Below are 24,738 nucleotides of genomic sequence, written 5' to 3'. Positions count from 1 at the left end.
AACCGGTTCGCATCCCGGAAGCCCGTCGGACGGACCCGCGCCACGGCGGCCGTTTCGCCCACCCGGCGCCGCCCCCTACCGCTCCCCCCTACCTCCCCCGCCCCTTCACCGAAGCCCGCAAGTACTCGCGGTTCATGCGGCCGATCGCCGTCAGGGGGATGCCCTTGGGGCAGGCCGTGGCGCATTCGCCGGTGTTGGTGCAGCCGCCGAAGCCCTGGGCGTCCATGGTGTCGACCATGTCGAGGACGCGGGACTCCCGCTCCGGGGCGCCCTGGGGGAGGACGTTGAGGTGGACGACCTTCGCGGAGGTGAAGAGCATGGCGGAGCCGTTGGGGCAGGCGGCGACGCAGGCGCCGCAGCCTATGCACTCGGCGTGTTCGAAGGCGAGGTCGGCGGTCGGCTTGGGGACGGGGGTGGCGTGGGCCTCGGGGGCGGAGCCGGTGGGGACGGAGACGTAGCCGCCGGCGCCGATGATGCGGTCGAACGCCGAGCGGTCGACGACCAGGTCCTTCACGACCGGGAAGGCGGCGGCCCGCCACGGCTCGACGTCGATGGTGTCGCCGTCGGAGAAGTGGCGCATGTGGAGCTGGCAGGTCGTGGTGCGCTCCGGGCCGTGCGCCGCGCCGTTGATGACCATGCCGCAGGCGCCGCAGATGCCCTCGCGGCAGTCGTGGTCGAAGGCGACGGGTTCGTCGCCGGCGAGGATCAGCTCCTCGTTGAGGTGGTCGAGCATCTCCAGGAAGGACATGTCCTCGCTGATGCCCTTCACCTCGTAGGTCCGCATGGCGCCCGGCTCCTCGGGGGTGCGCTGGCGCCAGATGCGCAGGGTGAGGTTCACGCGTAGCTCCGCTGGGTGGGGTGGACGTATTCGAAGGTCAGCTCTTCCTTGTGGAGCACCGGCGGGGCACCCGTCCCGGTGAACTCCCAGGCGGCCGCGTACGAGAACTCGTCGTCCCTGCGCGCGGCCTCCCCCTCTGGCGTCTGGCTCTCCTCGCGGAAGTGGCCGCCGCAGGACTCGGTGCGGTGCAGCGCGTCCAGGCACATCAGCTCGGCCAGTTCCAGGTAGTCGACGATCCGGTTGGCCTTCTCCAGGGACTGGTTGAGCTCCTCGCCCGTGCCGGGGACCTTGATCCGGCGCCAGAACTCCTCCCGCAGCGAGGGGATGCGGTCCAGCGCCTTGCGCAGGCCGCTCTCCGTGCGCGCCATGCCGCACTCGTCCCACAGCAGTTCGCCCAGCTCGCGGTGGAACGAGTCCGGAGTGCGGTCGCCGTCGACGGACAGGAGGCGGGCCAGGCGGTCCGTCGCCTCGCCCACCGCCTCCGTCACCGCCGGGTGGTCCTCGGGGACGGGGGCGTGCGGGTGCCGGGCCAGGTAGTCGTTGATCGTCGACGGCAGGACGAAGTAGCCGTCGGCCAGGCCCTGCATCAGGGCGGACGCGCCGAGCCGGTTGGCGCCGTGGTCCGAGAAGTTGGCCTCGCCGATCGCGAACAGCCCCGGAACGGTCGTCTGGAGGTCGTAATCGACCCACAGACCGCCCATCGTGTAATGGATCGCCGGGTAGATGCGCATCGGCACCTCGTACGGGTCCTCGGCGGTGATCCGCTCGTACATCTCGAAGAGGTTGCCGTACTTCGCCTCCACCGCCTTCCGGCCCATCCGCCGGATCGCGTCCGCGAAGTCCAGGTAGACGCCCTGCCCGCCCGGGCCGACGCCGCGCCCCTCGTCGCAGACGTTCTTCGCGGCGCGCGAGGCGATGTCGCGCGGGACGAGGTTGCCGAAGGACGGGTAGATCCGCTCCAGGTAGTAGTCGCGCTCGTCCTCCGGGATCTCCGCCGGCGGGCGCGTGTCGCCCTTCGCCTTCGGCACCCAGATCCGGCCGTCGTTGCGCAGCGACTCGCTCATCAGCGTCAGCTTGGACTGGTGGTCGCCGGAGCGCGGGATGCAGGTGGGGTGGATCTGGGTGAAGCAGGGGTTGGCGAAGTACGCGCCGCGCCGGTGCGCCCGCCAGATGGCCGTGGCGTTGGAGTTCTTGGCGTTCGTCGAGAGGTGGAAGACGTTGCCGTAGCCGCCGGTGGCCAGGACCACGGCGTCGGCGGAGTACGTGCGCACCGCGCCCGTGATCAGGTCGCGGGCGACGATGCCGCGCGCCCGCCCGTCCACGACGATCAGGTCGAGCATCTCCGTGCGCGGGTGCATCTCGACGTTCCCGGCCGTGATCTGCCGGGACAGCGCCTGGTACGCGCCGAGCAGCAGCTGCTGGCCCGTCTGGCCGCGGGCGTAGAACGTCCGCGACACCTGGACGCCGCCGAACGAGCGGGTGTCGAGCAGGCCGCCGTACTCGCGGGCGAACGGCACGCCCTGGGCCACGCACTGGTCGATGATCTCGACGGAGACCTGGGCGAGGCGGTGCACGTTGGACTCGCGGGCCCGGAAGTCGCCGCCCTTGACGGTGTCGTAGAAGAGGCGGTGGACGGAGTCGCCGTCGTTGCGGTAGTTCTTCGCCGCGTTGATGCCGCCCTGGGCGGCGATGGAGTGCGCCCGGCGCGGCGAGTCCTGGTAGCAGAACTGGACGACGTGGTAGCCCTGTTCGGCGAGGGTGGCGCCGGCCGCGCCGCCCGCCAGGCCGGTGCCGACGACGATGACGGTCTGCTTGCGGCGGTTGGCCGGGTTGACGAGCCTGGCCTCGAACCGGCGGCGGTCCCAGCGCTCGGCTATCGGCCCGTCGGGGGCCTTGGTGTCGGCGATCGGGTCGCCGGTGGTCCAGCGGGCGTGGACGTCGCCGGTGGTCCGACGGACGCCGTGGTCCTCGTGGTGGGACATGTCAGCTCACGATTCCTGTCAGCACGCCGATCGGGACGGCGAGGAAGCCGAGGGTCAGCAGGGCGGCCAGCCCGTTGGCGAGCGCCTTGAACACCCGGTCCCGGCGCGGCGAGTTGGCGCCCAGCGTCTGGGCGGCGCTCCAGAAGCCGTGCCGGATGTGCAGGCCGAGGGCGAGCATCGCGGCGATGTAGAAGGCGCTCACGTACCAGCGGTCGAAGGACGCCACCAGGTTCTGGTACGGGTGTCCCTCCTCGGCGTTGGGGTTCACGGTGAGGGTGGTGAGGTCGAGGATGTGCCAGACGATGAACAATCCGAGGATCACCCCGCCCCAGCGCATGGTCCGGGTGGCGTAGCTCGCCCGGGCCCGCCTCCGCTCGTACTTCGCCGGGCGGGCGGCCAGGTCCCGGCGGCTCAACTGGTAGGCGGCCACGCCGTGCAGCACCACGGACGCCGTGAGCACCACCCGGAGCAGCCACAGGAACCAGGTGCGGTGCAGGAAGGGCTCGCCGATGGTGCGGATCCAGTGCCCGTAGTGGTTGAACTCCCCGGGGCCGAAGAAGACCTTGAGGTTGCCCATCATGTGGCCGACCAGGAACGCCAGCATGATCAGCCCGGTGGTCGCCATGACCGCCTTCTTGCCGACGGTCGAGCGCCACAGGAGGCCCAGGAGGGACGGGGAACGCCCGGTGGGCGGCTCGGTGGGGGACGGGGATCGCTCCGTCCGGGTCGCCAGTGCCATGCCGCCGACAGTAGGTCGGCAAGATTCATGCGTCCAAGACATGGCAGACCTGGTTTCCATAGGCGGCGCCTATCTATCCTGATCGGCGTGCAACTCCAGCAGCTCCGCTACTTCGCGACGGTCGCCGAAGTACGTCACTTCACCCGCGCCGCCGAGGCCCTCCACGTCGCCCAGCCGTCGCTCTCCCAGCAGATCCGGGCGCTCGAACGGGAGCTGGGCGCCGACCTGTTCCACCGGGCGCGCGGCAACATCACGCTGACCGACGCGGGCGAGGCGCTGCTGCCCCTCGCCCGGCGCATCCTCGCCGACACCGACACCGCGCGGCGCGAGGTCCAGGAGGTCGCCCAGCTGCGGCGCGGCCGGGTACGGCTCGGCGCGCCGCCGAGCCTGTGCGCCAGCCTGGTCCCGGACGTGCTGCGGGCCTACCACGCGCGCTACCCGGGGATCGAGCTGTTCATCGACGAGGGCGGCTCCCGCGACCTGGTCCGCGACCTGGCCGCCGGCGCCCTCGACCTGGCCCTGATCATCACCCCGCTGGGCGTCGGCGCCCCCGCCCTGACCACCACCGAACTGCTCCACGAGGACCTGGTCGTCGTCTCGTCCCCGTCCGCCCCGCCGCCGGTCCGCCGGGCCCGGATCCGGATCGAGGATCTGCGCGGGCTGCCGATGGCGATGTTCCGGCGGGGCTACGACCTGCGGGAGATGACCATCGCGGCCTGCCGGGCGGCCGGCTTCGAACCGTCGTTCACGGTGGAGGGTGGCGAGATGGACGCCGTCCTGGGCTTCGTCCGCGCCGGGCTGGGCGTCGCCGTCGTCCCCGGCATGGTCGCCGCCCGCTCGGGGCTGCGCGTCACCCCGTTCGAGGGCGACCGGATGCGGCGGACGGTCGCGGTGGCCCACCGCAAGGACACGCCCCCGCCGCGCGCGGCACGGGAGTTGTGGGGGGTACTGCTGGAGCACCTGGGGGAGGCGGGATGACCTCAGACGGCCCCGCCCAGCCACACCCCCGCGTACGCCGCGCCCAGCCCCGCCGCCACGCTCCCCAGCACGTTGAGCGCCGCCAGCCCCCGCGCCCCGTCCTCCGCCAGCCGCAGCGTCTCGTACGAGAACGTCGAGTACGTGGTGAGCGCCCCGCACAGCCCGGTGCCCAGCCCCAGCCGGACGTCCTCCGGGGCGACGGCGGTCACCACCCCCAGCACCAGGCAGCCGACGACGTTGACCGTGAACGTCCCCCAGGGGAACACCGAGTCGTGCCGCGCCTGGACGGCCCGGTCGGCGAGGTAGCGCAGCGGAGCGCCGACCATGGCGCCGGCGACGACGAACAGCCAGGTCACCCCCGGTGGACCTCGACCTCGTCCAGGGTGACGAGCCCGCCGGACCCCTCGTCCAGCAGCTCGTCGACGACGGGCAGGAACGCCCGTACCCGCTCCGGCACGTCCACGATCACCACCGCCACCGGCAGGTCCTCGCTCAGCGACAGCAGCCGCGCGGTGTGCACGCGGGACGAGGCGCCGTAGCCCTCGACGCCCCGGAACACGCTGGCGCCCGCCAGCCCGGCCCGGTGGGCGCGGTGGACGAGTTCGGAGGCGAGCGGCCGGCCGTGCGCGGTGTCGGACTCGCCGAGGTACACCGTCAGCCGGAGCGCCGGACCGCGCGGGATCACCGTCGGCCTCCCCGTGCCAGCCGGCGCGTCGCGGCGGACGCGGCCCACACCGCGGCGAGCGCGGCGAGCGGCGTCGCGGCCAGGTAGAGCAGCGCGGTCGCCGTCCGGCCGTCCGCCAGGAGGTGCCGGACGTCGACGGCGTAGGTGGAGAACGTCGTGTAGCCGCCGAGCACTCCGGTGCCGAGGAAGGGGCGCAGCAGCCGGTGCGGGGAACCCCGTTCGGCGATGGTCACCAGCAGGACGCCGATCAGCGCGCAGCCGGTCGCGTTGACCAGGAACGTCGTCCAGGGGAAGGCGCCGTCCGGCGTCGGCCACAGGAGGCCGGCCCCGTAGCGGGCCGCCGCGCCCAGCCCGCCGCCGAGGGAGACCGCGGCGACGACGGGCCCCTGGCCGGGGCGGTGCCGTGCGGTGGCCGGGGCGGCCGGTGTCGTGCTCACCCGGTCACGCTAACGCACGGGCCGGACGGCCACCCGCCGGGACCGCCGCCACCGGCCGGACCCACCGGTCAGTCCCGGGCCGGCCGGCCCAGGACCGCCGCCAGGTACGCGTCCGCCCGGTCGGCGTCCAGCAGCCAGTCGCGGTAGCCGGCCGGGTCGGCGAAGCCGTTGACGTAGCGGTGCGCGACCTCCGGGTGCTCCGCCGCCGCGTGGACGACGCGCCGCACGTGGTCCGGGAACGGGTCGAGCACCAGGTTGCCGAACGCGACGGCGTGCCGCGCGTGCTCCCACCAGGAGGCGAACGCCCCGTACATCCAGGCGTGGTCGAACGGCCGGTCGCCGCGGTCTTCGATCGCCCGCAGGTACCGGTCGGCGCAGTGCGCGGCGCTGTTGCAACCCTGCCCCGCCAGTGGGTCGTTGAGCACCACGGCGTCCGCCATGCCCAGTACGTACGCCCCGGGCGCCACCTCCGCCACCGGGTGCCGGACGACGGGGGTGACCGCGCCGGTCAGCGCGGCGCCCGCGTCCGTCGGTTCGGCGTCGGCGCACAGTTCGTACTCCCACGGGACGTATTCGCGCATCAGCTCCAGCGAACGGGCGAGGAGCTCCGCCGGGCCGGGGGAGTCCCGCCAGCGGTCGAACGGGCCGCCCGGCAGTGCCTCCCACATCAGGATCGTGCAGGGTCCCGAGAGGGTGAGGGCCGGGAGCGCGAACAGCTCGCCGACGCCCGGCACGGTCGTCATCCGCAGCCGGCCCGGCTCCTCCGGGTGCGGGGCGACGCCGTGCAGGTAGACGACGGCGAGGGCGCGCCGCGGCCGGTCGTGGGGGCTGTGCCCGGCGTCGCGGCCGAGGACGGACCCGAGCCCGCCGCGGCCGGAGGCGAGCAGGGTCAGGTCGTGGGCGGCGGCGAGGTCCGGGAGGTCGGCGGCGGACAGCGAGCGGTACTCGACCCGCCCGCCGCGCTCCTCGAACAGCTCCAGCCAGCGGGCGGTCTTCAGCCGCAGGTCCACCGACTGCGCGGGCTCGTCCAGCGTCCCGCCGAACGCCCGGAGGACCGTGCCCGGGGGCTCGGCGGTGGTCAGTCGGGCGCCGGTGATCCAGGGCGCCTCGGCGTCCCACAGATTCAGTCCGGCCGCCCGCTCCAGGGCCCGGGCCGGGCCGAACATCTGCTGCGTCGACCGCACCCGCCCGGCGCGGATCTCGTCCGGCGTCCCGTCGGACACGAGCAGCACCTCGTGACGGGAAGAGCCGCTCCCCGTCCCCAGCAGCCCCAGCGCCAGATGCAGTCCGGCCTGACCCGCCCCGACGATCGCGATCCGGCTCATGGCCTCCCCTCCCCGCCGGTCGTCCGTCCACCGGCCGTCCGTCCGTCCCTTGTACGCGGCGCGGGACCGGGCTGTACAGATGGCGCACGGACGTCATGGCACCTTCCGGGGGCCCGGCGAGGCCGTTCGGCCGCCGGTCACCCGTCCGCCGCACGATTCGAAACCTTCGGGGTGATCGGGCGTTGATCCGGGCTCCCGGCCGTCAGAGGCCGTGAGCTCGACCCTGTCAGACCGAACGAAGGTGTCACCCCATGTCACGAATCGCCAAGGCAGCGGCCCTCACCGCCACCGTGGGCACGGCGCTCGCCGGCGTCTCCGGCACCGCCCTCGCCGACTCGAACGCCAAGGGGGCGGCCGTCGGCTCCCCGGGCGTCGTCTCGGGCAACGTCATCCAGATCCCCGTCCACATCCCCATCAACCTCTGCGGCAACACCATCGACATCGTCGGGCTGCTCAACTCGACCAACGGCAACGTCTGCGTCGCCGACTGACGCACGTATCCGACGACACCGGGCGCGTCCGCGCCGGGCCTCCGCTCCGCACGGCGGAGGGCCCGCCGGGCCGGCGCCCGTTCGTGGCGCCCCCGACACGGTCGGCGGGCGCCACGCCGGTGTTCGGGGCGGTTTACGGGACGGCGGTCCGGTCGTCCGCAGTCGCTTCCTTCCCGGCCCCTTCCGCCGATTCCTCCGCGGTACCGGCCGGCGCCGCGACGGCGATGGCCGTGACGACGAGGCCCTCGCCCGCCGCCCAGCGCCCCTCGAACCCGTCCAGCCGACGGCCGCCGACCACCGGTCCCGGCACCAGCAGCCGGGCCGTGAACGTCCCGGCGTCCGGATCGACGGCCAGCTCGGCCTCGTCGAAGTCCAGCTCCAGGCCGGTCAGCGGGTACCACGCCTTGAAGACGCTCTCCTTGGCGCTGAACAGCAGCCGGTCCCAGTGCACGTCCGGCCGGCGGGCCGCCAGTCCGGCGAGCCACTCGCGCTCGGACGGCAGCGAGACCATGGCGAGGACGCCGTCCGGGAGCGGCCCGTTCGGCTCGGCGTCTATCCCGAGCGACGCGGCGTCGGCGGCCCGGGCGACCGCGGCGCCCCGGAAGCCCTGACAGTGCGTCATGCTCCCCACCACCCCGTCCGGCCAGCTCGGCGCGCCCCGTCGGCCGGGCAGCAGCGGACCGGGCGGGAGGCCCAGCCGGCCGAGGGCGGCGCGGGCGCACACCCGGACGGTGGCGAACTCGTGCAGGCGCTTGGGGACGGCGCGGGCGACGTGGGCGGCCTCCTCGGGGAAGAGGAGGCTCACCGGGTCGTCCGGGGCGTCGGTGAAGGCGTGTTCGGTGACGGCCCAGGAGGGCAGGAGGGCGGCGATCACCAGAGGGCTCCCGGCTCGTCGACGGGCTGGGGCAGGATCTGCCGGAGCGGCTCGCGGGGCGGCCGGGGCCGCCACTCGCGCGGGTAGCCGACCGACACCTCCTCGAAGCGGACGCCGTCGTACCGGGTCACGCGGGGGATGTGCAGATGCCCGTAGACCGCGGCGGCGGCCCGGAAGCGGACGTGCCAGTCGGCGGTGAGCTCGGTGCCGCACCACTGGGCGAAGTCCGGGTAGCGCAGGATCCGGGTGGGTTCGCGGACCAGGGGCCAGTGGCTGACGAGGACCGTCCGCAGGCCGGGGTCGAGCTCCGCCAGCCGGCGCTCGGTGTAGGCGACGCGCGCCCGGCACCAGTCGTCACGGGTGGGGTACGGGTCGGGGTGCAGGAAGTGCTCGTCGGTGCAGACCACGCCCGCCTCGTAGGCCCGGCGCAGCGACTCCTCCTTGGTGTCGGCGCCGGGGACGCGGAACGTGTAGTCGTAGAGGGTGAACAGCGGCGCGACGGCCACCGGGCCGCCGTCGCCCTCCCACACCGGATAGGGGTCCTCGGGCGTGGCGACGCCGAGTTCGCGGCAGAGCTCCACCAGGCGCAGGTAGCGCTTCTCGCCGCGCAGGTCGCAGGGGTCCTTGGGCGGGGTCCACAGCTCGTGGTTGCCGGGTGCCCAGATCACCTTGGCGAACCGGCCGGCGAGCAGCCGCAGGGCCCACTCGACGTCGTCGTACCGCTCGGCGACGTCGCCGGCGACGATCAGCCAGTCGTCGTCGTGGGTGGGGCGGAGGGTCTCGGTGAGGGCGCGGTTCTCGGCGTGGGCGATGTGGAGGTCGCTGACGGCGAGCAGCCTTCCGGCCGGGTGGGGCGCGGGTTGCGAGGGGGGTGCGGCTTGCGGGTGGGGCACGGTTGGGTCCTTTTCGCTCTTCGCTCGTCCGTCGTCCGTCGTACTCGTGGGTTCCGTCGTACTCGTGAACTGCTCGCCGGTTTCCGGCCGGTGGCGGCCGTTCCGTCGTTCCAGGCCCGCGTCCCGCGCCCGGCCCCTCACGCTAATACGGCGGTCCGGCCGGACGGAACCCCTGTTCGGGACGGTAGGGGCGGGTGGGGCGCGAGGCTCGGGGGCGTGTGGTCCCGGGGCGGAGGCGGACGGTGAGGGTGCGCCGAGGGGTAATACACGGGTGATTACGGGGCTCGGCGCGCGTGGCCGATGATGGGGGCATGACCAACGACGGGGGAAGGGCGCATCAGCCCACCAGTTACGACCTGCGGCCGCCGGCCCCGGCCTGGCCGAACCCGTACGCGGACCCGGCGGCGGCGCCGGTGACCCAGGATCCGGCCGCGATGGCCGTCGCGCCCGGAGCGGCTCCCGGTGTGATGCCTGGCGTGGCGTCCGGCGCGATGCCTGGCGTGGCGTCCGGCGGGACGGGACCGGTCGGGGGGCCGGGGGCGTCCGCGGGTTCGGGGATGGCTACGGGATCGGGTGCGGCCGCGGGTTCGGGGACGGCTGCCGGGGAGCCGGGCGCCGGACGGCGGGTGGGCGGCCGGTACCTGCTCCGGTCGCGGCTGGGCCACGGCGGCATGGGCACGGTGTGGCGGGCGCACGACGAGGTCGTGGACCGCGAGGTCGCCGTGAAGGAGCCGCGCGTCCCGGACCACCTGCCGGATTCCATGCGGCAGAACATCCACCTGCGGATGCAGCGCGAGGCCCGCGCCGCGGCCCGCGTCGCGCACCCCTCCGTCGTCGCCGTGCACGACGTGGTGGTGGAGGAGGGCCGGCCCTGGATCGTCATGGAGCTGGTCAAGGGGCAGTCGCTGGGCGCCCGGCTGAACGAGGGGACGCTGGACGCCCGCGAGGCCGCCCGCGTCGGTCTCGCGGTGCTGGGCGCGCTGGAGGCGGCGCACGAGGCCGGGGTGCTGCACCGGGACGTCAAGCCGGACAACGTCCTGCTCGGGCGGCACGACCGGGTGGTGCTCACCGACTTCGGCATCGCGCAGATCGAGGGCGAGCAGGGCCTCACGGAGACCGGCGGCTTCATCGGCTCGCCCGAGTTCGTGGCGCCGGAACGGGCGTTGGGGCAGCGGCCCGGGCCCGCGTCCGACCTGTGGTCGCTGGGCGTCGTGCTGTACGCGGCCGTCGAGGGCATGTCCCCGTTCCGCCGCTCCAACACGCAGGCGACGATGCAGGCCGTCCTCTCCGCGGAACCGCCGCGTCCGACCCGGGGCCCGGCGGCGTACGCGGACCTCGTGATGGGGCTGCTGCGGAAGGAGCCGTCCGCCCGGCCGACGACGTCCCGGATCCGCGCGGTCCTCGAGGAGGTGGCGCGCCCGGCGCCCGTGGCGCCGGTGAACACGGCACCGACGCCGGCGGTCACCGGCAGCCGGTGGATCCCGCCGGTGCTGCACCACAAGCGGAAGACGCAGTGGTCCCTGGGCGTCGGGACCGTCGTGGTGGGCGCGGCCGTGGCGCTGTTCGCCATCAACCCGTTCGGGTACGGGCCGGCGACGCCGCTGCACTGGAAGGTCGTCGACGAGCCTGAGGTCGTCAAGGCGTCGCTGGCGGTGCCGGAGGACTACGTCAAGGAGATCAAGCCCGACGAGCATCTGGTGCTCTTCAACGACCCCGGCGGGGTCTACAAGGTCTCCCTGTTCACCCACAACGACCCGCCCGCCGGCTCGTCCGACGCGTCCGACAAGGACAAGCAGGTCGAGTCGGCCCGCACCCAGGCCGCCAAGCGCAAGACGCGGCTGGAGAAGGGCGACATCTCCGGGGTCGCCGACGCCAGGGTGTCGATCGGCTCCGCGCCCTCCTTCGACGGCCGCGAGTCGGTGGAGATGACGACCGTCTACCGGAAGTCCGGCTCCGGCGACGACGACCCCAAGGCCGTCCGCCGCACCCGCGTCATCGTCGACAAGGCGAAGGACACCGCCTGGTACCTGGAGGTGACGATGCCGGAGAAGGGCAAGGCGCGGGCGGACGGCGACAAGCTGTACAAGGAAGTGCTGCGGTACCTCAAGCTGAAGGAGAAGTGAGGCCGGGGCTTCCGCGTGCGTTCAGGCGCTCCCTTCCGCCGTGCGCCACGCGTGGGCGGCGGCCCGTTCCACCGCCGCGGCCAGCAGCTCGGCGTCGGCCGGAGAGCCGCCCGGCGGCGGGCCGAGCCGGCGCAGCCGACGGGCCGGGTCGGCGGGCGGCTGGGGGTGCAGGGGGACGGTGGAGAGGTCGCCGCCGGTGAAGTAGGTGGCGGAGGCGGGGAGTTCCGAGGCGGTGACGGTCTCCGGCGCGGTGGAGGCGTCGGTGGACGCGTCGGCGGAGCCGCCGGAACGGGCGGCCCGCAGCTCGGCCAGCAGCCGCTCCCCGCTGCGTCCGCGCAGGGCGGGCAGCAGGAAGGGGTTGTCCTGGAGGGCGTCGGCGAAGGCGTAGTGGACGGCCGCACCGTGGGAACAGGGGTAACCGCCGTCCCGGCAGTCGCAGTGGGAGGAGAGTTCGCCGCGCCGGGGGAAGAGGGCGAGCCCGGCCTTGCCGAGGGTGTCGTCGATGTCCTCCGGCATCCGGCCCTCCAGCAGGGACGCCGCGTGCCGGAGCTGCCCGGCCAGCACCCGGACGCCGGCCGACCACTCGTCGTCGTCGAAGACCGGCAGTCGTAGCGTCACGTCGTAGCCGGTCTTGGCCAGTTCCACCCGGGCGATGACCTCGCCCGGACGGACCGTCAGGCCCTGGACCGCGCCCTGCCGGGCCAGCGTACGGCCGCGCGGGAGGCGGGGGTTGGGGTAGGTGGCGCCCAGCGACTCCAGGGCGCGGGTCCAGCGCCTGCTCCACCAGGTGCTGTCCGGGGCGGGCTGCTTCCGGCGGGTGGAGGCTGTCCGGCGGGGAGCCGTGGCGCGGCGGGTCGCGGTGCTGGTCATACCGTCTCTCCTGTGGCTGCGGGAGGGGTCGGGGCGCCCGCGCTCGTGGACTCCTCCGAGTCGGCGAGGCGGACGAGGGCGCGCAGGGCGTCGTCGTCGAGTTCGGACAGCCAGGTCTCGCTCGTGCCGACGACGGAATCAGCGAGCGAGCGCTTGCTCTCCAGGAGCGCGTCGATGCGTTCCTCGAAGGTGTCGGCGGTGACCAGCTTGTGCACGTGCACGGTCTTGGTCTGGCCGATGCGGTGGGCGCGGTCGGTGGCCTGGTCCTCGACGGCGGGGTTCCACCAGCGGTCGTAGTGCAGGACGTGCGAGGCGCGGGTGAGGTTGAGGCCGAAGCCGCCCGCCTTGAGGCTGACGATGAGCAGCGGGGACGCCGTGTCGTCGTGCTGGAACGCGTCCACCATCGCGTCGCGCCGCTCGGCCGGGGTGCCGCCGTGCAGGAACGGTACGTCGTCCAGGCCGAGTTCGGCGGCGAGGTGGCGGGCCAGCAGCTCCCCCATGACGCGGTACTGGGTGAAGACGAGGGCCCGGTCGCCCGCCGCGACGGCCTCGCCCAGCATCTCGGTCGCCCGCATCAGCTTCCCGGAGCGGCCCGCCAGCGCGTTGTCGGACGCCGGGTCCTCGCCCAGGTACTGGACCGGGTGGTTGCAGATCTGCTTGAGGTGGGTGAGCAGCCGCAGGACGTTGCCCTGCCGCCGGACGCCGGTGCCGAGCCCGTCGTCGCCGTCGAGCGCGTCCGCGACGGCGGCCCGGTAGAGCCGGGTCTGCTCGGCGGTGAGGTCGCAGGGGACCGTGGTCTCCAGCTTGGCCGGCAGCTCGTCCACCACCGCGCTCTTCATCCGCCGCAGCACGAACGGCGAGACGACGGCGCGCAGCCGCTCGGCCGCCTCCCGGTCGCCGTCGCGCTCGATCGGCCCGGCGAACCGCTCCCTGAACCGCCGGTGCGAGCCCAGCAGACCGGGGTTGGCGAAGTGCGCGATGGACCACAGCTCCGACAGCCGGTTCTCGACCGGGGTGCCGGTCAGCGCGACCCGGGCCCTGGCCTCCAGGCGCAGGGCCGCGCGGGCCGTCTGCGCCGTGTGGTTCTTGATCTGCTGCGCCTCGTCCAGGACGACGAGGTCCCAGCCGACGGAGGCGAGCAACTCGGTGTCCAGCCGCAGCAGGGCGTAGCTCGTGACGACGACCGCGCCCGGCGGGAACGCGGCCGGCTCGGTGGCGCGCCGTGCGCCGTGGTGGCGGACCACGGTGAGACCGGGCGCGAACCGGGCCAGTTCGCGCTCCCAGTTGCTCACGACGGAGGTCGGGCAGACGACGAGGCGGGGCCGGTCGCCGGTGCGGCCGGCGAGCAGCGCGATGGTCTGGAGGGTCTTGCCGAGACCCATGTCGTCGGCGAGCAGCGCGCCGAAGCCCAGGTCGGTGAGGGACTGCAGCCAGGCGACGCCGCGCCGCTGGTAGTCGCGGAGGTCGGCGCGTACGCCGGTGAGATCGGGCTCGGTGCGCCCGCCCGCCTCGCGCAGCCGGCCGACGAGGTCGGCGACCGAGCCGTCGGCCACCGCCGCCACCTCGCCGAACTCCTCGGTGTGGTGGCGTCCGCACAGCGCGATGGCCAGCGCCTCGGCGGTCGAGAGCCGCCCCGACGTGCCGACGAGGGCGGCCAGTTCGCCGATCCGGTCGGGATCGAGGCGGACCCAGGTGTTCCGCCAGGGGGCGAGGGGTTCACCGCGGGAGGCGAGGAGGGCGACCTCGTCGGGGGTCACCACCTCGTCGCCGACGACGGCCTCCCAGCGGTAGGTGACGGTGCGGGGGTGGGGGGTGGTGCTTTTGCCGCTCTTCCCTCGTGTGGTCCGGCGGGTGCCGACGCGGAGGCGGGGGAGGAGGGCGTTGCCGCTCTTGCGGTCCGTGGGGTCCTTGCTGTCCGGCTCGTCGCCGCTCAGCTCGTCCGGGACGGTGAGGCCGATGCCCGCGGTGCGCAGGGCGGTCGCGGTGTCGCCGAACAGCCGGGCCGCCTGGAAGGGGTTGAGCAGGACCCGGGTGGGCCGGCTCTCCTCCAGGCAGGCGGCGAGGGGCCGGAACACCCGGGCCGCGCGGCCCAGCCCCTCGACCAGCGCCTCCTGCGGACCGTCCAGGACCCGGCCGCCGAGGGAGAGGGGAGCCGAGCCGGTCTCCCAGACGCGGTGGGCGGAGACGAGGGCGCCCGGCTCGTCCACCGCCTCCAGGTGGAAGGACAGCGGCCAGAGCGCGTCCGGCCCGGCGGGCGTGCCGAGGCGGAGGAGGAGCCGAACGGCGGCCCGGTCGCCGCTGCCCGCCAGGGCCCAGTCGGCGAGCAGACCGGGGGCGGGGGCGGTAGGGGTGGGGAGTGCGGGGGAGGCGGAGGCGGTGACGAGGGCGGTTGTCCAGGTGGGCGGGGCGGCGGTGGGAGCGGCGGCGGTGGGAGCGGCGGCGCGGGCGCAGGCGTCGGCCACGGCGTCGCAGAAGGCGCTGAGGAGGGCTGGGGCAGACCAGACTCGGGTGGGGGTGGGGGGTGCGTCGATGCCGGTGGGGGTGGGGGTGCGCGGGGTGTTGATGCGGGCCGGAGTGGGGGTGCTCGGCGGGGCCGTGCGGGAGGGCGCGGGGGTGCGCGGTGCGTCGACGGCGGTGGGTGCGGGGGTGCGCGGTGCGTCGAGGCGGGGTGGTACGGGGGCGGTCGGTGCGTCGGTACCGGCCGGAGCGGGTGCGCTTGGTGGGTCCATGGGGGCCGGCGCGTGGACGCGCAGGGCGTGGGCGGCGGCGGGCAGCGCCGCGGCGAGGGCCGCCAGCCGGGGGTCGCCGTCGGTCGCGGCCCGCCAGTGGGCGCGGACCAGGCCCTCGCCGGCCTCACGCAGGACGGGGACGAGGTGGCCGGCGGTGACGTGCTCCAGGGCGAGCCGGGCGGCGACGGCCCAGGCGTGGACGGAGTGGCCCAAGGGACGGTCGGGGGCGGAGACTTCCGCCGCGTTCTCGGCGTCGTCCTCGGTTCCGGTTCCGGTTGTGGTGCCCGTGGCGATTCCCGTTGTGGTTCCTGTTGCCAGGGCGGCCAGGGCGCCGACCGCCTCGCCGACCGGGACCAGCAGCGCGGGAACGTCCACGTCCACCAGGGAGCCGCGGTGCGGCAGGAGGGTGGGAAGAGTGGCGAGAGCCGGGAGCCGGGGGCCCGCGGTGCCGGCGGCGGCCGGGAGACCGAGGGTCGCCGCCTCCGCCACGGGGTCGGGGGTGCCCCAGAAGGCCATGGCCCCGCACCCCGGCGCGTCGGTGTCCGGAACGAACGTCGCCTGCAAGCGGCCGGGAAACTCCGGCGTGCCCATACAACGGTCCCCTCTGTTCGGTAATACGGACTTCAGGAAGCGGACAGCATAACCACGCCATGCAGGAATTTCACATGAGGTCGATCATGGGCATATTCCGGAAGATGTTTCAAGGCGCGTTCCCGCGCGTCCGCAGTAGCCAGTCGGGATCTCCCTGAGGGTCGCCGGACGGAATGGCCGGCGACCGCCCCACCCCGCATGGACCGCGCAGGACAGCGCCCTTGGGGCGCCGGGAAGAGGCCGGAAGACGCATGGAGTCGCCGGAAGACGCCTGGAGACACCTGGAGACGCCTGGAGGCGCCGGTCGTCGAAATCCGGCCATCCCGCCCCTTTTCGGCCGCAATTTATCCGAAGGCATTCCGAGAGCGAATTTCTCCGCGATGTCAAATGGCTTGGGCGATAATTCCCGGGACATGAATTCAGCGCTTCGTCAAGCGCGCCGGACTTCCCCTCCCCGATCGCCGCGAGCGCCTCTCCCGTGCGGTGAAATCGAAGATCACCGCCGCGATCCGGAGGCACCGGCCCCGATTCTCCGCCCGCCCACCGCCTGGTACTGGGCGATCACGGCACGGTAGAGGTGTCCCATGAGCACTGAGACGCGCACCACGGAGACGCGCACCGACGCGCAGAAGACCGCCGCCGCTCCCAGGATCCTCGTCACCGGCGGCGCCGGGTTCATCGGCTCCCACTACGTCCGCACCCTGCTGGCGGGGGACGGACCGGAGCGCCCGTACCTCACCGTCCTCGACAAGCTCACCTACGCCGGCGTCCCGGCCAACCTCGACCCCGTCCGCCACTCCGACCGCTTCCGTTTCATCCAGGGCGACATCTGCGACACCGACCTGGTCGACCGGCTGGCCGCCGAGCACGACCAGATCGTCCACTTCGCCGCCGAGTCCCACGTCGACCGTTCCGTACGGGAGGCGGACGCCTTCGTCCGTACCAACGTCCTGGGCACCCAGAGACTCCTCGACGCGGCGCTGCACAACGGTGTCCGGGTCTTCGTGCACATCTCCACCGACGAGGTCTACGGCTCCATCGACCACGGCTCCTGGACCGAGGACGCGCCGCTGTCCCCCAACTCGCCCTACGCGGCGGCCAAGGCGTCCAGCGACCTGTTCGCCCTCGCCTGCCACCGCACCCACGACCTCGACGTCCGCGTCACGCGCTGCTCCAACAACTACGGCCACCACCACTTCCCCGAGAAGCTGATACCACTGTTCGTCACCAACCTGATGGACGGCCTGGAGGTGCCGCTCTACGGGGACGGGCGCAACGTCCGCGACTGGCTGCACATCGACGACCACATCCGCGGCATCGAGCTCGTCCGCACCCGCGGCCGGGCCGGCGAGATCTACCACATCGGCGGCGGCGCCGAACTGACCAACCGGGAGCTCACCGACATGCTGGTGGAGGCGGTCGGCGCGAAGCCGTCACTCGTCCGGCACGTCGAGGACCGCAAGGCCCACGACCGCCGCTACTCCCTCGACTGGAGCAAGATCCGCGACGAACTGGGGTACCGGCCGGTCCGCGACTTCGAGGAGGCGCTGGCGGAGACGGTCGCCTGGTACCGGGACAACCGCGCCTGGTGGGAGCCACTCAAACAACGAGCAGCCCTGCTGCCACACACCACCTGACCTATCCCGGAAGCCTCCCGCTCTCGGAGAAGGGGCGGGAGGCTTCACGGGCACGGTCCCCCCCATGCTCGTCCGCCTCACAAGAAACGCCCCTCCTGTCGAAGAAGCCGAAGAAGGGGCGTGAGGCCGGAAGAAGGGGCTGGACGTCAGAGCGGCGCGCTCGCGAACGGATCGTCGGGCGCGACGGCCTCGTCCTCCCCGAAGTCCGGGGCCTGGAAGGGATGCGTCGTCGGAGGCGGCGGTTCGAGGCCCGAGCGACGGGCCGCCCCCTCGGGGGCGGAGAACAGCGAGGTCGAGTCGATGAGAGATCTCCCTTTGCGTTGCCGACCCACCGGGGGCCGGCGTGCCGCAACACGGCACAGCGGCCTAGAGTTTGGTCATCTTGGCGTACGGGCTCAGGATCCGCTCTTCCGTGGAACCGAAATCCACGAGCACCGCGATCCCGTCCTCGACACCGATCACCCGGCCGAGTCCGTACATGTCATGAGTTACCTGGTCGCCCAGGGCGAAGTCTTTGGGAGCCGGCGTGGCCTTGGCCGCGAAGGGGCTGGTGGGCAGATGACGCTTCAGTGCAGCAGGCTTTGTCATTGCCCCCAGTATGCGCCCGCGACCGCCCCCTGGGGTCCGCCATCCACGTCGAATCCGACACAGACCACAAACCCCAGCCGCCCCGCCCCCCGGCCACCCCAGCCCTGACCAGCAAAAAGACCCTCCCATCGGGAGGGTCTCGCCATGCGCCCCCGGCAGGACTCGAACCTGCGGCCAAGCGCTTAGAAGGCGCCTGCTCTATCCACTGAGCTACGGGGGCCGGTGTGGTACGGCGGTATCGCGGACGGCTGAAGCCCCGGGCTCGGTGGTGCCGTGACCTTGCCGGGGACAAGGATAGGGCTCCGCGTACCTCGTCCCGGTTGCTTCACCTCCGTGACACGATGTGGAGGTTCGGTGAAGCGGTCCTGATAATCGCAGGCGAGTGCGAATCGTGCACCGTTTTTGACGCCTCCTGCGGCGGGTGTTGTGTACTCGTTATGCCCGGGCCCCACTCGCCACGCCCCGCGCGGCATGGTCTATACGCTTCAAAAACGCCTCAGAATTGGGCATTCTGCACATGTGGCGACCTTGGACGTACGGCCCCGGCTGATCGACGCGCTGTCCGCACTGCGGGACCGCGTCGAGGCCGCTCGGTTTCCGCTCCCCCTTCCCGGCGCCGTTCGCGCCCGTCGCAACCGGGTCGAGCTCCTGGCGCAGCTTGACGACTACCTCGTGCCCCGGTTGTGCGCCCCTGAAGCGCCGCTGCTGGCGGTGGTCGGGGGATCCACCGGGGCGGGGAAGTCCACGCTGGTGAACTCGCTGGTGGGGCGGCGGGTGACGGAGGCGGGGGTGCTGCGGCCGACGACGCGGGTGCCGGTGCTCGTCTGCAATCCGGACGATCACCACTGGTTCGCGGGACCGCGGGTGCTGCCGGCGCTGCGGAGGGTCTGGGTGCCCGGGCGCGACGGACTGCTGGACGACGTACCCGTAGAGGTGACCCCTACGGGTGACGAGGACGACGACCGGCCCGGGCTGCGGCTGGAGACCGACCGGGCGCTGCCGCGCGGACTGGCGCTGCTGGACGCGCCCGACATCGACTCCCTCGTGGAGCGCAACCGGGAACTGGCCGCGCAGCTGATCTGCGCGGCGGACGTGTGGGTGTTGGTCACCACGGCCACCCGGTACGCGGACGCGGTGCCGTGGCACCTGCTGCGGGCGGCCAAGGAGTACGACGTCACGCTGGTCACCGTCGTGGACCGGGTGCCGCACCAGGTGACGGGGGAGGTGGCGCGGCAGTTCGGGGCGCTGCTGGAGGCGGCGGGGCTGGGGGACGTCCCCCGGTTCACCATTCCCGAGCTGCCCGAGTCGGTGGCCGGCGGGAGCGGGCTGCTGCCGGTCACGGCCGTGGCGGGGCTGCGGGCCTGGCTGATCCAGCGGGCCCAGGACCCCGCCTCGCGGACGGTGGCCCGGGCCCGTACCGCCAACGGCGTGCTGGCGTCGCTCGGTTCGCGGCTGCCGGGGCTGGCAGGGGCGGCGGCGGGGCAGCACTCGGCGGCGGTGCGGCTGCTCCAGCGGGTCGAGGACGCGTACGCCCGGGCCGCGGACCGGGTCCGGCGGGACGCGGCCGGTGGTGAGGCGCTGGCCGGCGACGCGCTCACGCACTGGCGCGGCCACCCGCGCGACAGCACCTCCGACGAACTGCTGACCGCCCTCACCAACGCCTTCATCGCCCTGCTGACCTGCGCCGTCGACGCCGCCGACGAGGAGATCGCCACCGCCTGCGCCGGCGACCCGGCCGCCGCCACCGCACTGGCACCGCGCGACGCGGAAGGCGCCGCCGCCCGGATCGGGGTGGCCGTGCGCTACTGGCGCCGCTGCCTGGAGGAGCACGCGGAGGAGGAGGTGCGTGAGGTTCGCGGGGCACGGGAGGTGCGGCGGGCCGGGCATGCACCGGGTTCCGAACGCGGTGGTCTTCCCGACGCGGACCGGGTGACGGCGCTGCTCGCCGCCGCGCTGCTGGGCGGGCGGCGGGCGCAGTCCGCGAGCGAGGCGCTCGCCGAGGCGCTCGGCGCCCGGAGCGCGCTCCGGTTGCGCGACCGCGGTGGCGCGCTGCTCGACGCGTGTGTGGAGCGCGTCCTGGAGACGGAGCGCGACCGTCGGACCGCCCCCCTGGAAGCCCTCGACGTGACCCCCGACCACCAGGTCGAACTCATCGCCGCGCTGTCCGTGTTGCAGAAGGAAAGGTGACCGCGGTGCACTCAGCCGACAGCCGCCGCGGGCCGGGGAGGCCGCCCGCGTCCGACGCCGTCGACCGTTCCTGGGACGACGGACTCATCGCCCGCCGCGCGCGCCCGGAGCGTGCGCAACCGGACAAGGCGCGTCAGGAACAGCGGGAGCGCGCGGCGGCCCCCGCGCGCCCGGCGCCGAACGTCGCCACCGTCCTCGGCGGCCCCCTCCTCACCCGCCTCGACGCCCTCCGCGAACTGGTCGGACTCTCCCGGGCCCGGCTCGACGGCAGAACGCTCGACGAGGCCGGACGCGTGCTGGAGGAGGCCGCCGTCCGGCAGCGGCACCCGCTCGACCTGACGGTCGTGGCCATCGCCGGATCGACCGGAAGCGGCAAGTCCACCCTCTTCAACGCCCTCGCCCGCGCCCAGCTCTCCGAGGCCGGGGTGCGCCGGCCCACCACCTCCGCGCCCGTGGCCTGCGCCTGGACCGACCGCGCGGACGGGCTGCTGGACCGGCTGGGGATCCCGGAGGGCGCGCGCCGCAGGCCGCCGCGCCCCCGCGATCCCGCGTTCGGCGGACTCGTCCTCCTCGACCTCCCGGACCACGACTCGGCGGCGGCCGGCCACCGCGAGCAGGTCGACCGGCTGCTGGCGCTGGTGGACGCGGTGATCTGGGTGGTCGACCCGGAGAAGTACGCCGACGCGGTGCTGCACGAGCGCTACCTCCGCCCGCTGGCCGGCTACGCGGAGGTCACCTTCGTCGTCCTCAACCAGCTCGACCGGCTCTCCGGGGACGCCGCCGACCAGGTCCTGGACGACCTGCGGCGGCTCCTCGACGAGGACGGCCTGGCCCTCGGCGAGCACGGCGAACCCGGGGCGGCGGTCCTGGCCCTGTCCGCGCTGACCGGCGAGGGCCTCGGCGAACTGCGTGAAGTCCTCGGCCAGTTCGTCACCCGCAGGAAGGCCGCCGAACTGCGCCTCACCGCCGACGTCGACGGCGCCTCGGCACGGCTGCGCCCCGTCTACGTCGCCGAGGGCCGGCCCGGGCTGACGGACGGGGCGCGGCTGGACTTCGAGGACCGGCTGGCGGAGGCCGTCGGCGCCCGCGCGTCCGGGCTGCGCGCCGAACGGACCTGGCTGCGCGGCGCCGAACGCGCCTGCGGGACGGTCTGGGGCCACGCCTGGCGGCACTACCGGAAGACCCGGGAGGCGCGGACGGGTGAGGCCGGTGCGAGCAGTGGTACGGACGTGGCGCCGCCGCAGCGGCGTACGGCCTCCCGGCCACTCGTCGAACAGGCGGTGCGCACGCTGGTGCACGAGGCGTCCGCCGGGCTGCCGGAACCATGGGCCCTGGCCGTCCGCGAGGCCGCTGTCAACGGTGCCGAAGGGCTGCCCGAGGCCCTGGACGAGGCCGGTGCGGCGGCCTCCCTGCCCACCGCGCGCCGGGGCGCGTCCGGCGTCCGGTGGACGGGCGGGCGACGGGCGGGAGGCGCCTCCCCCGGCGGGGCGGAGGGGACGAGGACGGGCGGACGGCGCGCTTCCGGCGGGGGGACGAGCGAGGGCGCGGGCGGGTGGGGCACCGGCGGCGGGCGGACCGGCGACCGGCGGACCGGGGGCCGGCGGACCGGAGGACGGCGTACGGGTGTCGGGCGGACGCGCGGTGGCGGCGCGCCCCGGCTGGTGCGGCCCCGGTGGTGGGCCCTGGCCACGGCTGTCCAGGTGATGCTGGTGCTGCTGCAACTGGGTGGACTGGTGTGGCTGGCGACGGCGCTCTGCGGCGGCACGGAGGTGCCCTTGTGGGTCCCCGGCGGGCTGACGGCGGGTGCTGCGGCGGGGGCGCCGCTGCTGTCCTGGGGCTGCCGGATGGCCGCCCGTGGGCCGGCTCGGGGGTACGGGCTGGAGACGGAGCGCCGGCTGCGGAACGCCGCGGCGGCCTGCGGTCGGGAACGGGTGCTGGAGCCGGTCGCGGCGGAGTTGCTGCGGTATCGGGAACTGCGGGGGCAGTACGTGGTGGCGGCGGGGGAGGGGTGAGGTCGGGGGTGTGGTCGGTCCGGGGGACCCGGACGGCGTTATGGGTTCGAGCGGTGCGCCCACGTGGCCTGACTTGTGGAAAAGCCCGTCGATGCGAGCTTCATGGGGAGGGGAGCGAGCAGAGGGGCGGCTGTGCGCTCCTGTGAGTGACGGGTTTCTTCCGCGCGCTTGCTCGTTGTCCACAGGCCCCGACGGGGCTTCCCCGCCGCGTGCACGATGAGGTCACGGGCGGCTTCACCGCCCGTGCTGGGGGCGTGCCGTGCCGCGCGCACGGTCCTGGCTGTCGTGGAGACGGGGGAGGCAGCGCGATGAACGAGACACTGGTGACGGTCGTGGGCAATGTGGCGACTCAGCCCGACTTCCGGGAGGCCGCCAACGGAGCGGCCCTCGCCCGGTTCCGGCTCGCCGCGACGGTGCGCCGCTGGGACCGCGGGCGGGAGGAGTGGGCCGACGCCTACACGAGCTTCTACTCGGTATGGGCGTGGCGCTCGCTGGCGAACAACGTGGTCGCCTCGGTGACGATCGGCGAACCGGTGCTCGTCCAGGGGAGGTTGCGCATCAACACCCAGGAGCGGGACGGGAGACGGTGGACGTCCGCGGACATCGACGCGGTGGCGATCGGGCACGATCTCGCGCGCGGGACATCGGCGTTCCGCAGGGTGTCGCCGGCCCGGCCGCTGCCGGTCGAACCGGTGCGCCTGGCGGGTGCCATGGGGAAGGTGGCCGCGGACGTGGAGGCGGCGCGGATGAGCGCGGTCGTGGGCGGGGTGGAGGCGCTGCCGGTCGGGGCGGTGAAGGCCGTTGGGCCTCCTGACGGTGTCTCGGAACCCGGGAGCGCGGGAAGTCGTGATGGCTCGTTGGTGCCAAGCGCCCCTTGAAGTGCGGGGTTTGCCCCGGTGATTTGTCGATAAACCCGGACCGAAAACCTGGTCCCGATAACGATTCCGATTCGGATCGTCCGCCCGGCAGGCGTGTGCGGCGTTCGCGTCGTGGGCGCTTCATAGGATCCCCCACACGTACCAACGGGGGCTGCCGCTTTTGAATGGCCCGGCGTGTCGCGTGAAGCCCCGCGACGGCTCGCGCGCGCCCGAAAGGAAGTCCATGAGCTCTGAAACGAGGCGGTGGCCCGCGCGCTCCGCCGCGGCCGTCCTGGCCTGGGTCCTCGCCCTGGCCGGTGCGGTGTCGGCGGCCGGCGCTGCGTCCGCGGCCGACGCGGCGGTGGCGGCGGAGGCGCCGCAGCACTCGGGGGGCGTCAGCGCGGTGCTGGGCGGCGAGATGCCCGCCAGATCCGGGGCGCACCTCAAGAAGGGCGGCACGTCGACCCCCGTCACGGCCGGGCTCTACGAGATGAAGGTCGACGGCGGCGGAACGGTGCAGACCTACTGCGTCGACGCCGAGGCGGCGACCGTCAACGGGGCCAAGTACCGGGAGGTGAGCTGGAGCGAGTCCTCGCTGCAGCGCAACCGGAACGCGGGCCGGATCCGGTGGATCCTGCAGAACTCCTACCCCCAGGTCGACGACCTCGCCGCGCTCGCCGAGAAGGCCGGGACCGGCACCCTCGACCCCGGGCTCGCCGCCGCCGGCACCCAGGTCGCCATCTGGCGCTACTCGGGCGGAACCGACGTCACCGCCGACCATCCCGCCGCCGCGAAGCTCGCCGACTACCTCTACAAGAACGCCGAGGACCTGGCGGAGCCCAAGGCGTCCCTCTCCCTGGACACGCTCGCCGTGTCGGGCCGGTCCGGCGGCCGGATCGGTCCGGTCACCGTCCGGACCACCGCGGACAGCGTCACCCTCACGCCCACCGCGGAGGCGGTGGCCCGGAACATACGCATCGTGGACAAGGCGGGTAAACCCCTCACCACGCTGGGCAACGGCGGACAGCTCTACTTCGGGGTGCCCGCCGGCGCCCGGGCCGGGGCGGCCGGGGTCACCGCCACCGCCAACACGCAGGTCCCCGTCGGGCGGGTGTTCACCGGCGACCGGGTCCGCACGCAGACCATGATCCTGGCCGGTTCCAGCCGGAGCACCGCCACCGCCGGCGCCGTCGCCGTGTGGGCGGACAAGGGCGCCGCCCCCGCGGTGTCCGCCCGGAAGAACTGCGCCAAGGGCGGCGTCGAGATCACCGTCACCAACCGGGGCGACGCGCCCTACGCCTTCCGGATAGCCGGCGCGCCGCACACGGTGAAGCCGAACGCGTCCGAGACGGTCCTGGTCAAGGTCGCCGAGGACCAGGCGTACCGGATCGCCGTCGACGGACCCGACGGGTCCTCTACCACCGTCTCGGGGGTGTTCGACTGCCGGACCGGCGACTCCGCCGGCCGGGACGGCCTGGGGACGAAGGACGCCACGGCCGCCGGCCTGCCGCCCTCCCCGTCCGGCACGTCGGGTACGCCGGGCACGACGGCCGCGCCGGGTGCGTCGAGCGGCGGATCAGGGCCCGGGAGCGGTGGCCCCGGCGGGCCCGCCGCGGACCGCGATCTCGCGAGCACCGGCGGCAGCGGCAGCACGCCGACGGCGGTGGGCGTCGGGGCGGGCCTGGTGGTGGTCGGCGGTGCGACCGTCTTCCTGCTGCGGCGCCGCAGGAACGCCGCCGCGGGAGCCGCCGACGAGTGACGCCGGGCGGGCGCGGGCGGGCACCGGCCGCGCCTCCCGGTGTGGCGGGGCCGCGTGCCGCCCCCGCCCGCGGCGAATCGCGTTTTCGCCCCGGGCCGCCGGTACGGCAAGATGGGTGTGTCTGCCCTCACGCGGCGGAGCCG

At 74.0% G+C, this 24,738-nt stretch carries 20 protein-coding genes and 1 tRNA gene; 8 read left to right on the top strand and 13 right to left on the bottom strand.

The features are described 5' to 3' along the window. Positions 1–88: 88 nt before the first annotated feature. From J7W19_RS11065 to J7W19_RS11055, 3 genes are read right to left on the bottom strand one after another with little or no spacing between them, the layout of a single operon-like run. Positions 89–838, bottom strand: a complete 750-nt coding sequence (locus J7W19_RS11065) for a succinate dehydrogenase/fumarate reductase iron-sulfur subunit (RefSeq protein WP_004942946.1) — start codon at positions 836–838, stop codon at positions 89–91. Further along, complete coding sequence (locus J7W19_RS11060; RefSeq protein WP_004942944.1) at positions 835–2,820, bottom strand: fumarate reductase/succinate dehydrogenase flavoprotein subunit; 1,986 nt, start codon at positions 2,818–2,820, stop codon at positions 835–837. The genes J7W19_RS11065 and J7W19_RS11060 overlap by 4 nt, the downstream gene beginning before the upstream one ends. Position 2,821: 1 nt before the next feature. After that, positions 2,822–3,559 carry a succinate dehydrogenase cytochrome b subunit gene (locus tag J7W19_RS11055; protein WP_004942942.1) on the bottom strand — a complete coding sequence of 246 codons (738 nt, stop codon included), beginning with the start codon at positions 3,557–3,559 and terminating at the stop codon, positions 2,822–2,824. An 87-nt stretch (positions 3,560–3,646) separates the two neighbouring features. Between J7W19_RS11055 and J7W19_RS11050 the strand changes: the two genes are divergently transcribed. After that, positions 3,647–4,537 carry a LysR substrate-binding domain-containing protein gene (locus J7W19_RS11050; protein WP_210455323.1) on the top strand — a complete coding sequence of 297 codons (891 nt, stop codon included), beginning with the start codon at positions 3,647–3,649 and terminating at the stop codon, positions 4,535–4,537. A 2-nt stretch (positions 4,538–4,539) separates the two neighbouring features. Here the strand turns inward: J7W19_RS11050 and crcB (J7W19_RS11045) are convergent, their stop codons facing one another. The 4 genes from crcB (J7W19_RS11045) to J7W19_RS11030 all read right to left on the bottom strand — a co-directional run bounded on the left by crcB (J7W19_RS11045) (position 4,540) and on the right by J7W19_RS11030 (position 6,984). Further along, positions 4,540–4,893: a fluoride efflux transporter CrcB gene (gene crcB / locus J7W19_RS11045; protein WP_004954964.1), complete on the bottom strand. Its 354-nt coding sequence runs from the start codon at positions 4,891–4,893 to the stop codon at positions 4,540–4,542. After that, positions 4,890–5,222 (bottom strand): DUF190 domain-containing protein, encoded by a 333-nt coding sequence (locus tag J7W19_RS11040; RefSeq protein ID WP_004954959.1) that lies wholly within the window; start codon positions 5,220–5,222, stop codon positions 4,890–4,892. Before J7W19_RS11040 ends, crcB (J7W19_RS11045) begins: the two co-directional genes overlap by 4 nt. Then, complete coding sequence (crcB, locus tag J7W19_RS11035) at positions 5,219–5,659, bottom strand: fluoride efflux transporter CrcB (protein ID WP_004954956.1); 441 nt, start codon at positions 5,657–5,659, stop codon at positions 5,219–5,221. Before crcB (J7W19_RS11035) ends, J7W19_RS11040 begins: the two co-directional genes overlap by 4 nt. Positions 5,660–5,727: 68 nt before the next feature. Beyond that, positions 5,728–6,984 carry a styrene monooxygenase/indole monooxygenase family protein gene (locus J7W19_RS11030; protein ID WP_004954954.1) on the bottom strand — a complete coding sequence of 419 codons (1,257 nt, stop codon included), beginning with the start codon at positions 6,982–6,984 and terminating at the stop codon, positions 5,728–5,730. 251 nt (positions 6,985–7,235) lie between these two features. Between J7W19_RS11030 and J7W19_RS11025 the strand changes: the two genes are divergently transcribed. Next, positions 7,236–7,475 carry a chaplin gene (locus J7W19_RS11025; RefSeq protein ID WP_004954941.1) on the top strand — a complete coding sequence of 80 codons (240 nt, stop codon included), beginning with the start codon at positions 7,236–7,238 and terminating at the stop codon, positions 7,473–7,475. 133 nt (positions 7,476–7,608) lie between these two features. Here the strand turns inward: J7W19_RS11025 and J7W19_RS11020 are convergent, their stop codons facing one another. Together J7W19_RS11020 and J7W19_RS11015 are read right to left on the bottom strand one after the other, a co-directional pair. Beyond that, on the bottom strand, positions 7,609–8,349 hold the full coding sequence (locus J7W19_RS11020) for a 4'-phosphopantetheinyl transferase family protein (protein ID WP_004954939.1): 741 nt from the start codon (positions 8,347–8,349) through the stop codon (positions 7,609–7,611). Next, positions 8,346–9,242, bottom strand: coding sequence for a metallophosphoesterase family protein (locus tag J7W19_RS11015; RefSeq protein ID WP_004954933.1), 897 nt, complete (start codon positions 9,240–9,242; stop codon positions 8,346–8,348). Before J7W19_RS11015 ends, J7W19_RS11020 begins: the two co-directional genes overlap by 4 nt. A gap of 311 nt (positions 9,243–9,553) precedes the next feature. Between J7W19_RS11015 and J7W19_RS11010 the strand changes: the two genes are divergently transcribed. Further along, the gene (locus J7W19_RS11010) at positions 9,554–11,365 is read left to right on the top strand and encodes a serine/threonine-protein kinase (protein ID WP_063825831.1); all 1,812 of its coding nucleotides are present in this window, start codon (positions 9,554–9,556) and stop codon (positions 11,363–11,365) included. A 21-nt stretch (positions 11,366–11,386) separates the two neighbouring features. Here the strand turns inward: J7W19_RS11010 and J7W19_RS11005 are convergent, their stop codons facing one another. Both J7W19_RS11005 and J7W19_RS33465 read right to left on the bottom strand, forming a co-directional pair. Next, positions 11,387–12,235, bottom strand: a complete 849-nt coding sequence (locus J7W19_RS11005) for an SWIM zinc finger family protein (protein WP_004954927.1) — start codon at positions 12,233–12,235, stop codon at positions 11,387–11,389. Beyond that, on the bottom strand, positions 12,232–15,555 hold the full coding sequence (locus J7W19_RS33465; RefSeq protein ID WP_210455322.1) for a DEAD/DEAH box helicase: 3,324 nt from the start codon (positions 15,553–15,555) through the stop codon (positions 12,232–12,234). Before J7W19_RS33465 ends, J7W19_RS11005 begins: the two co-directional genes overlap by 4 nt. A 584-nt stretch (positions 15,556–16,139) precedes the next feature. Between J7W19_RS33465 and rfbB the strand changes: the two genes are divergently transcribed. Further along, a complete protein-coding gene (gene rfbB / locus J7W19_RS10995) occupies positions 16,140–17,192 on the top strand; it encodes a dTDP-glucose 4,6-dehydratase (protein ID WP_004950131.1) in 1,053 nt (350 codons plus the stop codon). Between the two features lie 366 nt (positions 17,193–17,558). Here rfbB and J7W19_RS10990 read toward each other — a convergent pair whose 3' ends face one another. Both J7W19_RS10990 and J7W19_RS10985 read right to left on the bottom strand, forming a co-directional pair. Continuing rightward, positions 17,559–17,780: a hypothetical protein gene (locus tag J7W19_RS10990; protein ID WP_040891400.1), complete on the bottom strand. Its 222-nt coding sequence runs from the start codon at positions 17,778–17,780 to the stop codon at positions 17,559–17,561. Positions 17,781–17,927: 147 nt separating this feature from the next. Beyond that, positions 17,928–18,000, bottom strand: a tRNA-Arg gene (locus J7W19_RS10985). A 308-nt stretch (positions 18,001–18,308) separates the two neighbouring features. Here J7W19_RS10985 and J7W19_RS32855 point away from each other — a divergent pair. From J7W19_RS32855 to J7W19_RS10970, 4 genes are all read left to right on the top strand, one after another. Further along, positions 18,309–19,967 (top strand): ATP-binding protein, encoded by a 1,659-nt coding sequence (locus J7W19_RS32855; RefSeq protein ID WP_004950127.1) that lies wholly within the window; start codon positions 18,309–18,311, stop codon positions 19,965–19,967. After that, positions 19,964–21,979: a GTPase gene (locus J7W19_RS10980; protein WP_004950125.1), complete on the top strand. Its 2,016-nt coding sequence runs from the start codon at positions 19,964–19,966 to the stop codon at positions 21,977–21,979. The genes J7W19_RS32855 and J7W19_RS10980 overlap by 4 nt, the downstream gene beginning before the upstream one ends. A 308-nt stretch (positions 21,980–22,287) precedes the next feature. Then, a complete protein-coding gene (locus J7W19_RS10975) occupies positions 22,288–22,857 on the top strand; it encodes a single-stranded DNA-binding protein (protein WP_004950123.1) in 570 nt (189 codons plus the stop codon). A gap of 223 nt (positions 22,858–23,080) precedes the next feature. Then, a complete protein-coding gene (locus J7W19_RS10970) occupies positions 23,081–24,595 on the top strand; it encodes a thioester domain-containing protein (protein WP_004950122.1) in 1,515 nt (504 codons plus the stop codon). Positions 24,596–24,738: the final 143 nt, after the last annotated feature.

It is taken from the genome of Streptomyces mobaraensis NBRC 13819 = DSM 40847, assembly GCF_017916255.1.
Classification (GTDB): Bacteria; Actinomycetota; Actinomycetes; order Streptomycetales; family Streptomycetaceae; genus Streptomyces; species Streptomyces mobaraensis.
Note: the sequence above shows the minus strand (reverse complement) of the source record. Positions and strands in the feature narration are given on the sequence as shown.

Bases quoted from the DNA above. Each gene is read 5' to 3' on its own strand.
- J7W19_RS10990 (WP_040891400.1), bottom strand. From the start codon at position 17,780: ATGACAAAGCCTGCTGCACTGAAGCGTCATCTGCCCACCAGCCCCTTC.
- J7W19_RS11055 (WP_004942942.1), bottom strand. From the start codon at position 3,559: ATGGCACTGGCGACCCGGACGGAGCGATCCCCGTCCCCCACCGAGCCG.
- J7W19_RS10975 (WP_004950123.1), top strand. From the start codon at position 22,288: ATGAACGAGACACTGGTGACGGTCGTGGGCAATGTGGCGACTCAGCCC.
- J7W19_RS11010 (WP_063825831.1), top strand. From the start codon at position 9,554: ATGACCAACGACGGGGGAAGGGCGCATCAGCCCACCAGTTACGACCTG.
- rfbB (WP_004950131.1), top strand. From the start codon at position 16,140: ATGAGCACTGAGACGCGCACCACGGAGACGCGCACCGACGCGCAGAAG.
- J7W19_RS10970 (WP_004950122.1), top strand. From the start codon at position 23,081: ATGAGCTCTGAAACGAGGCGGTGGCCCGCGCGCTCCGCCGCGGCCGTC.
- J7W19_RS33465 (WP_210455322.1), bottom strand. From the start codon at position 15,555: ATGGGCACGCCGGAGTTTCCCGGCCGCTTGCAGGCGACGTTCGTTCCG.
- J7W19_RS11005 (WP_004954927.1), bottom strand. From the start codon at position 12,235: ATGACCAGCACCGCGACCCGCCGCGCCACGGCTCCCCGCCGGACAGCC.
- J7W19_RS11025 (WP_004954941.1), top strand. From the start codon at position 7,236: ATGTCACGAATCGCCAAGGCAGCGGCCCTCACCGCCACCGTGGGCACG.
- J7W19_RS11060 (WP_004942944.1), bottom strand. From the start codon at position 2,820: ATGTCCCACCACGAGGACCACGGCGTCCGTCGGACCACCGGCGACGTC.
- J7W19_RS11030 (WP_004954954.1), bottom strand. From the start codon at position 6,984: ATGAGCCGGATCGCGATCGTCGGGGCGGGTCAGGCCGGACTGCATCTG.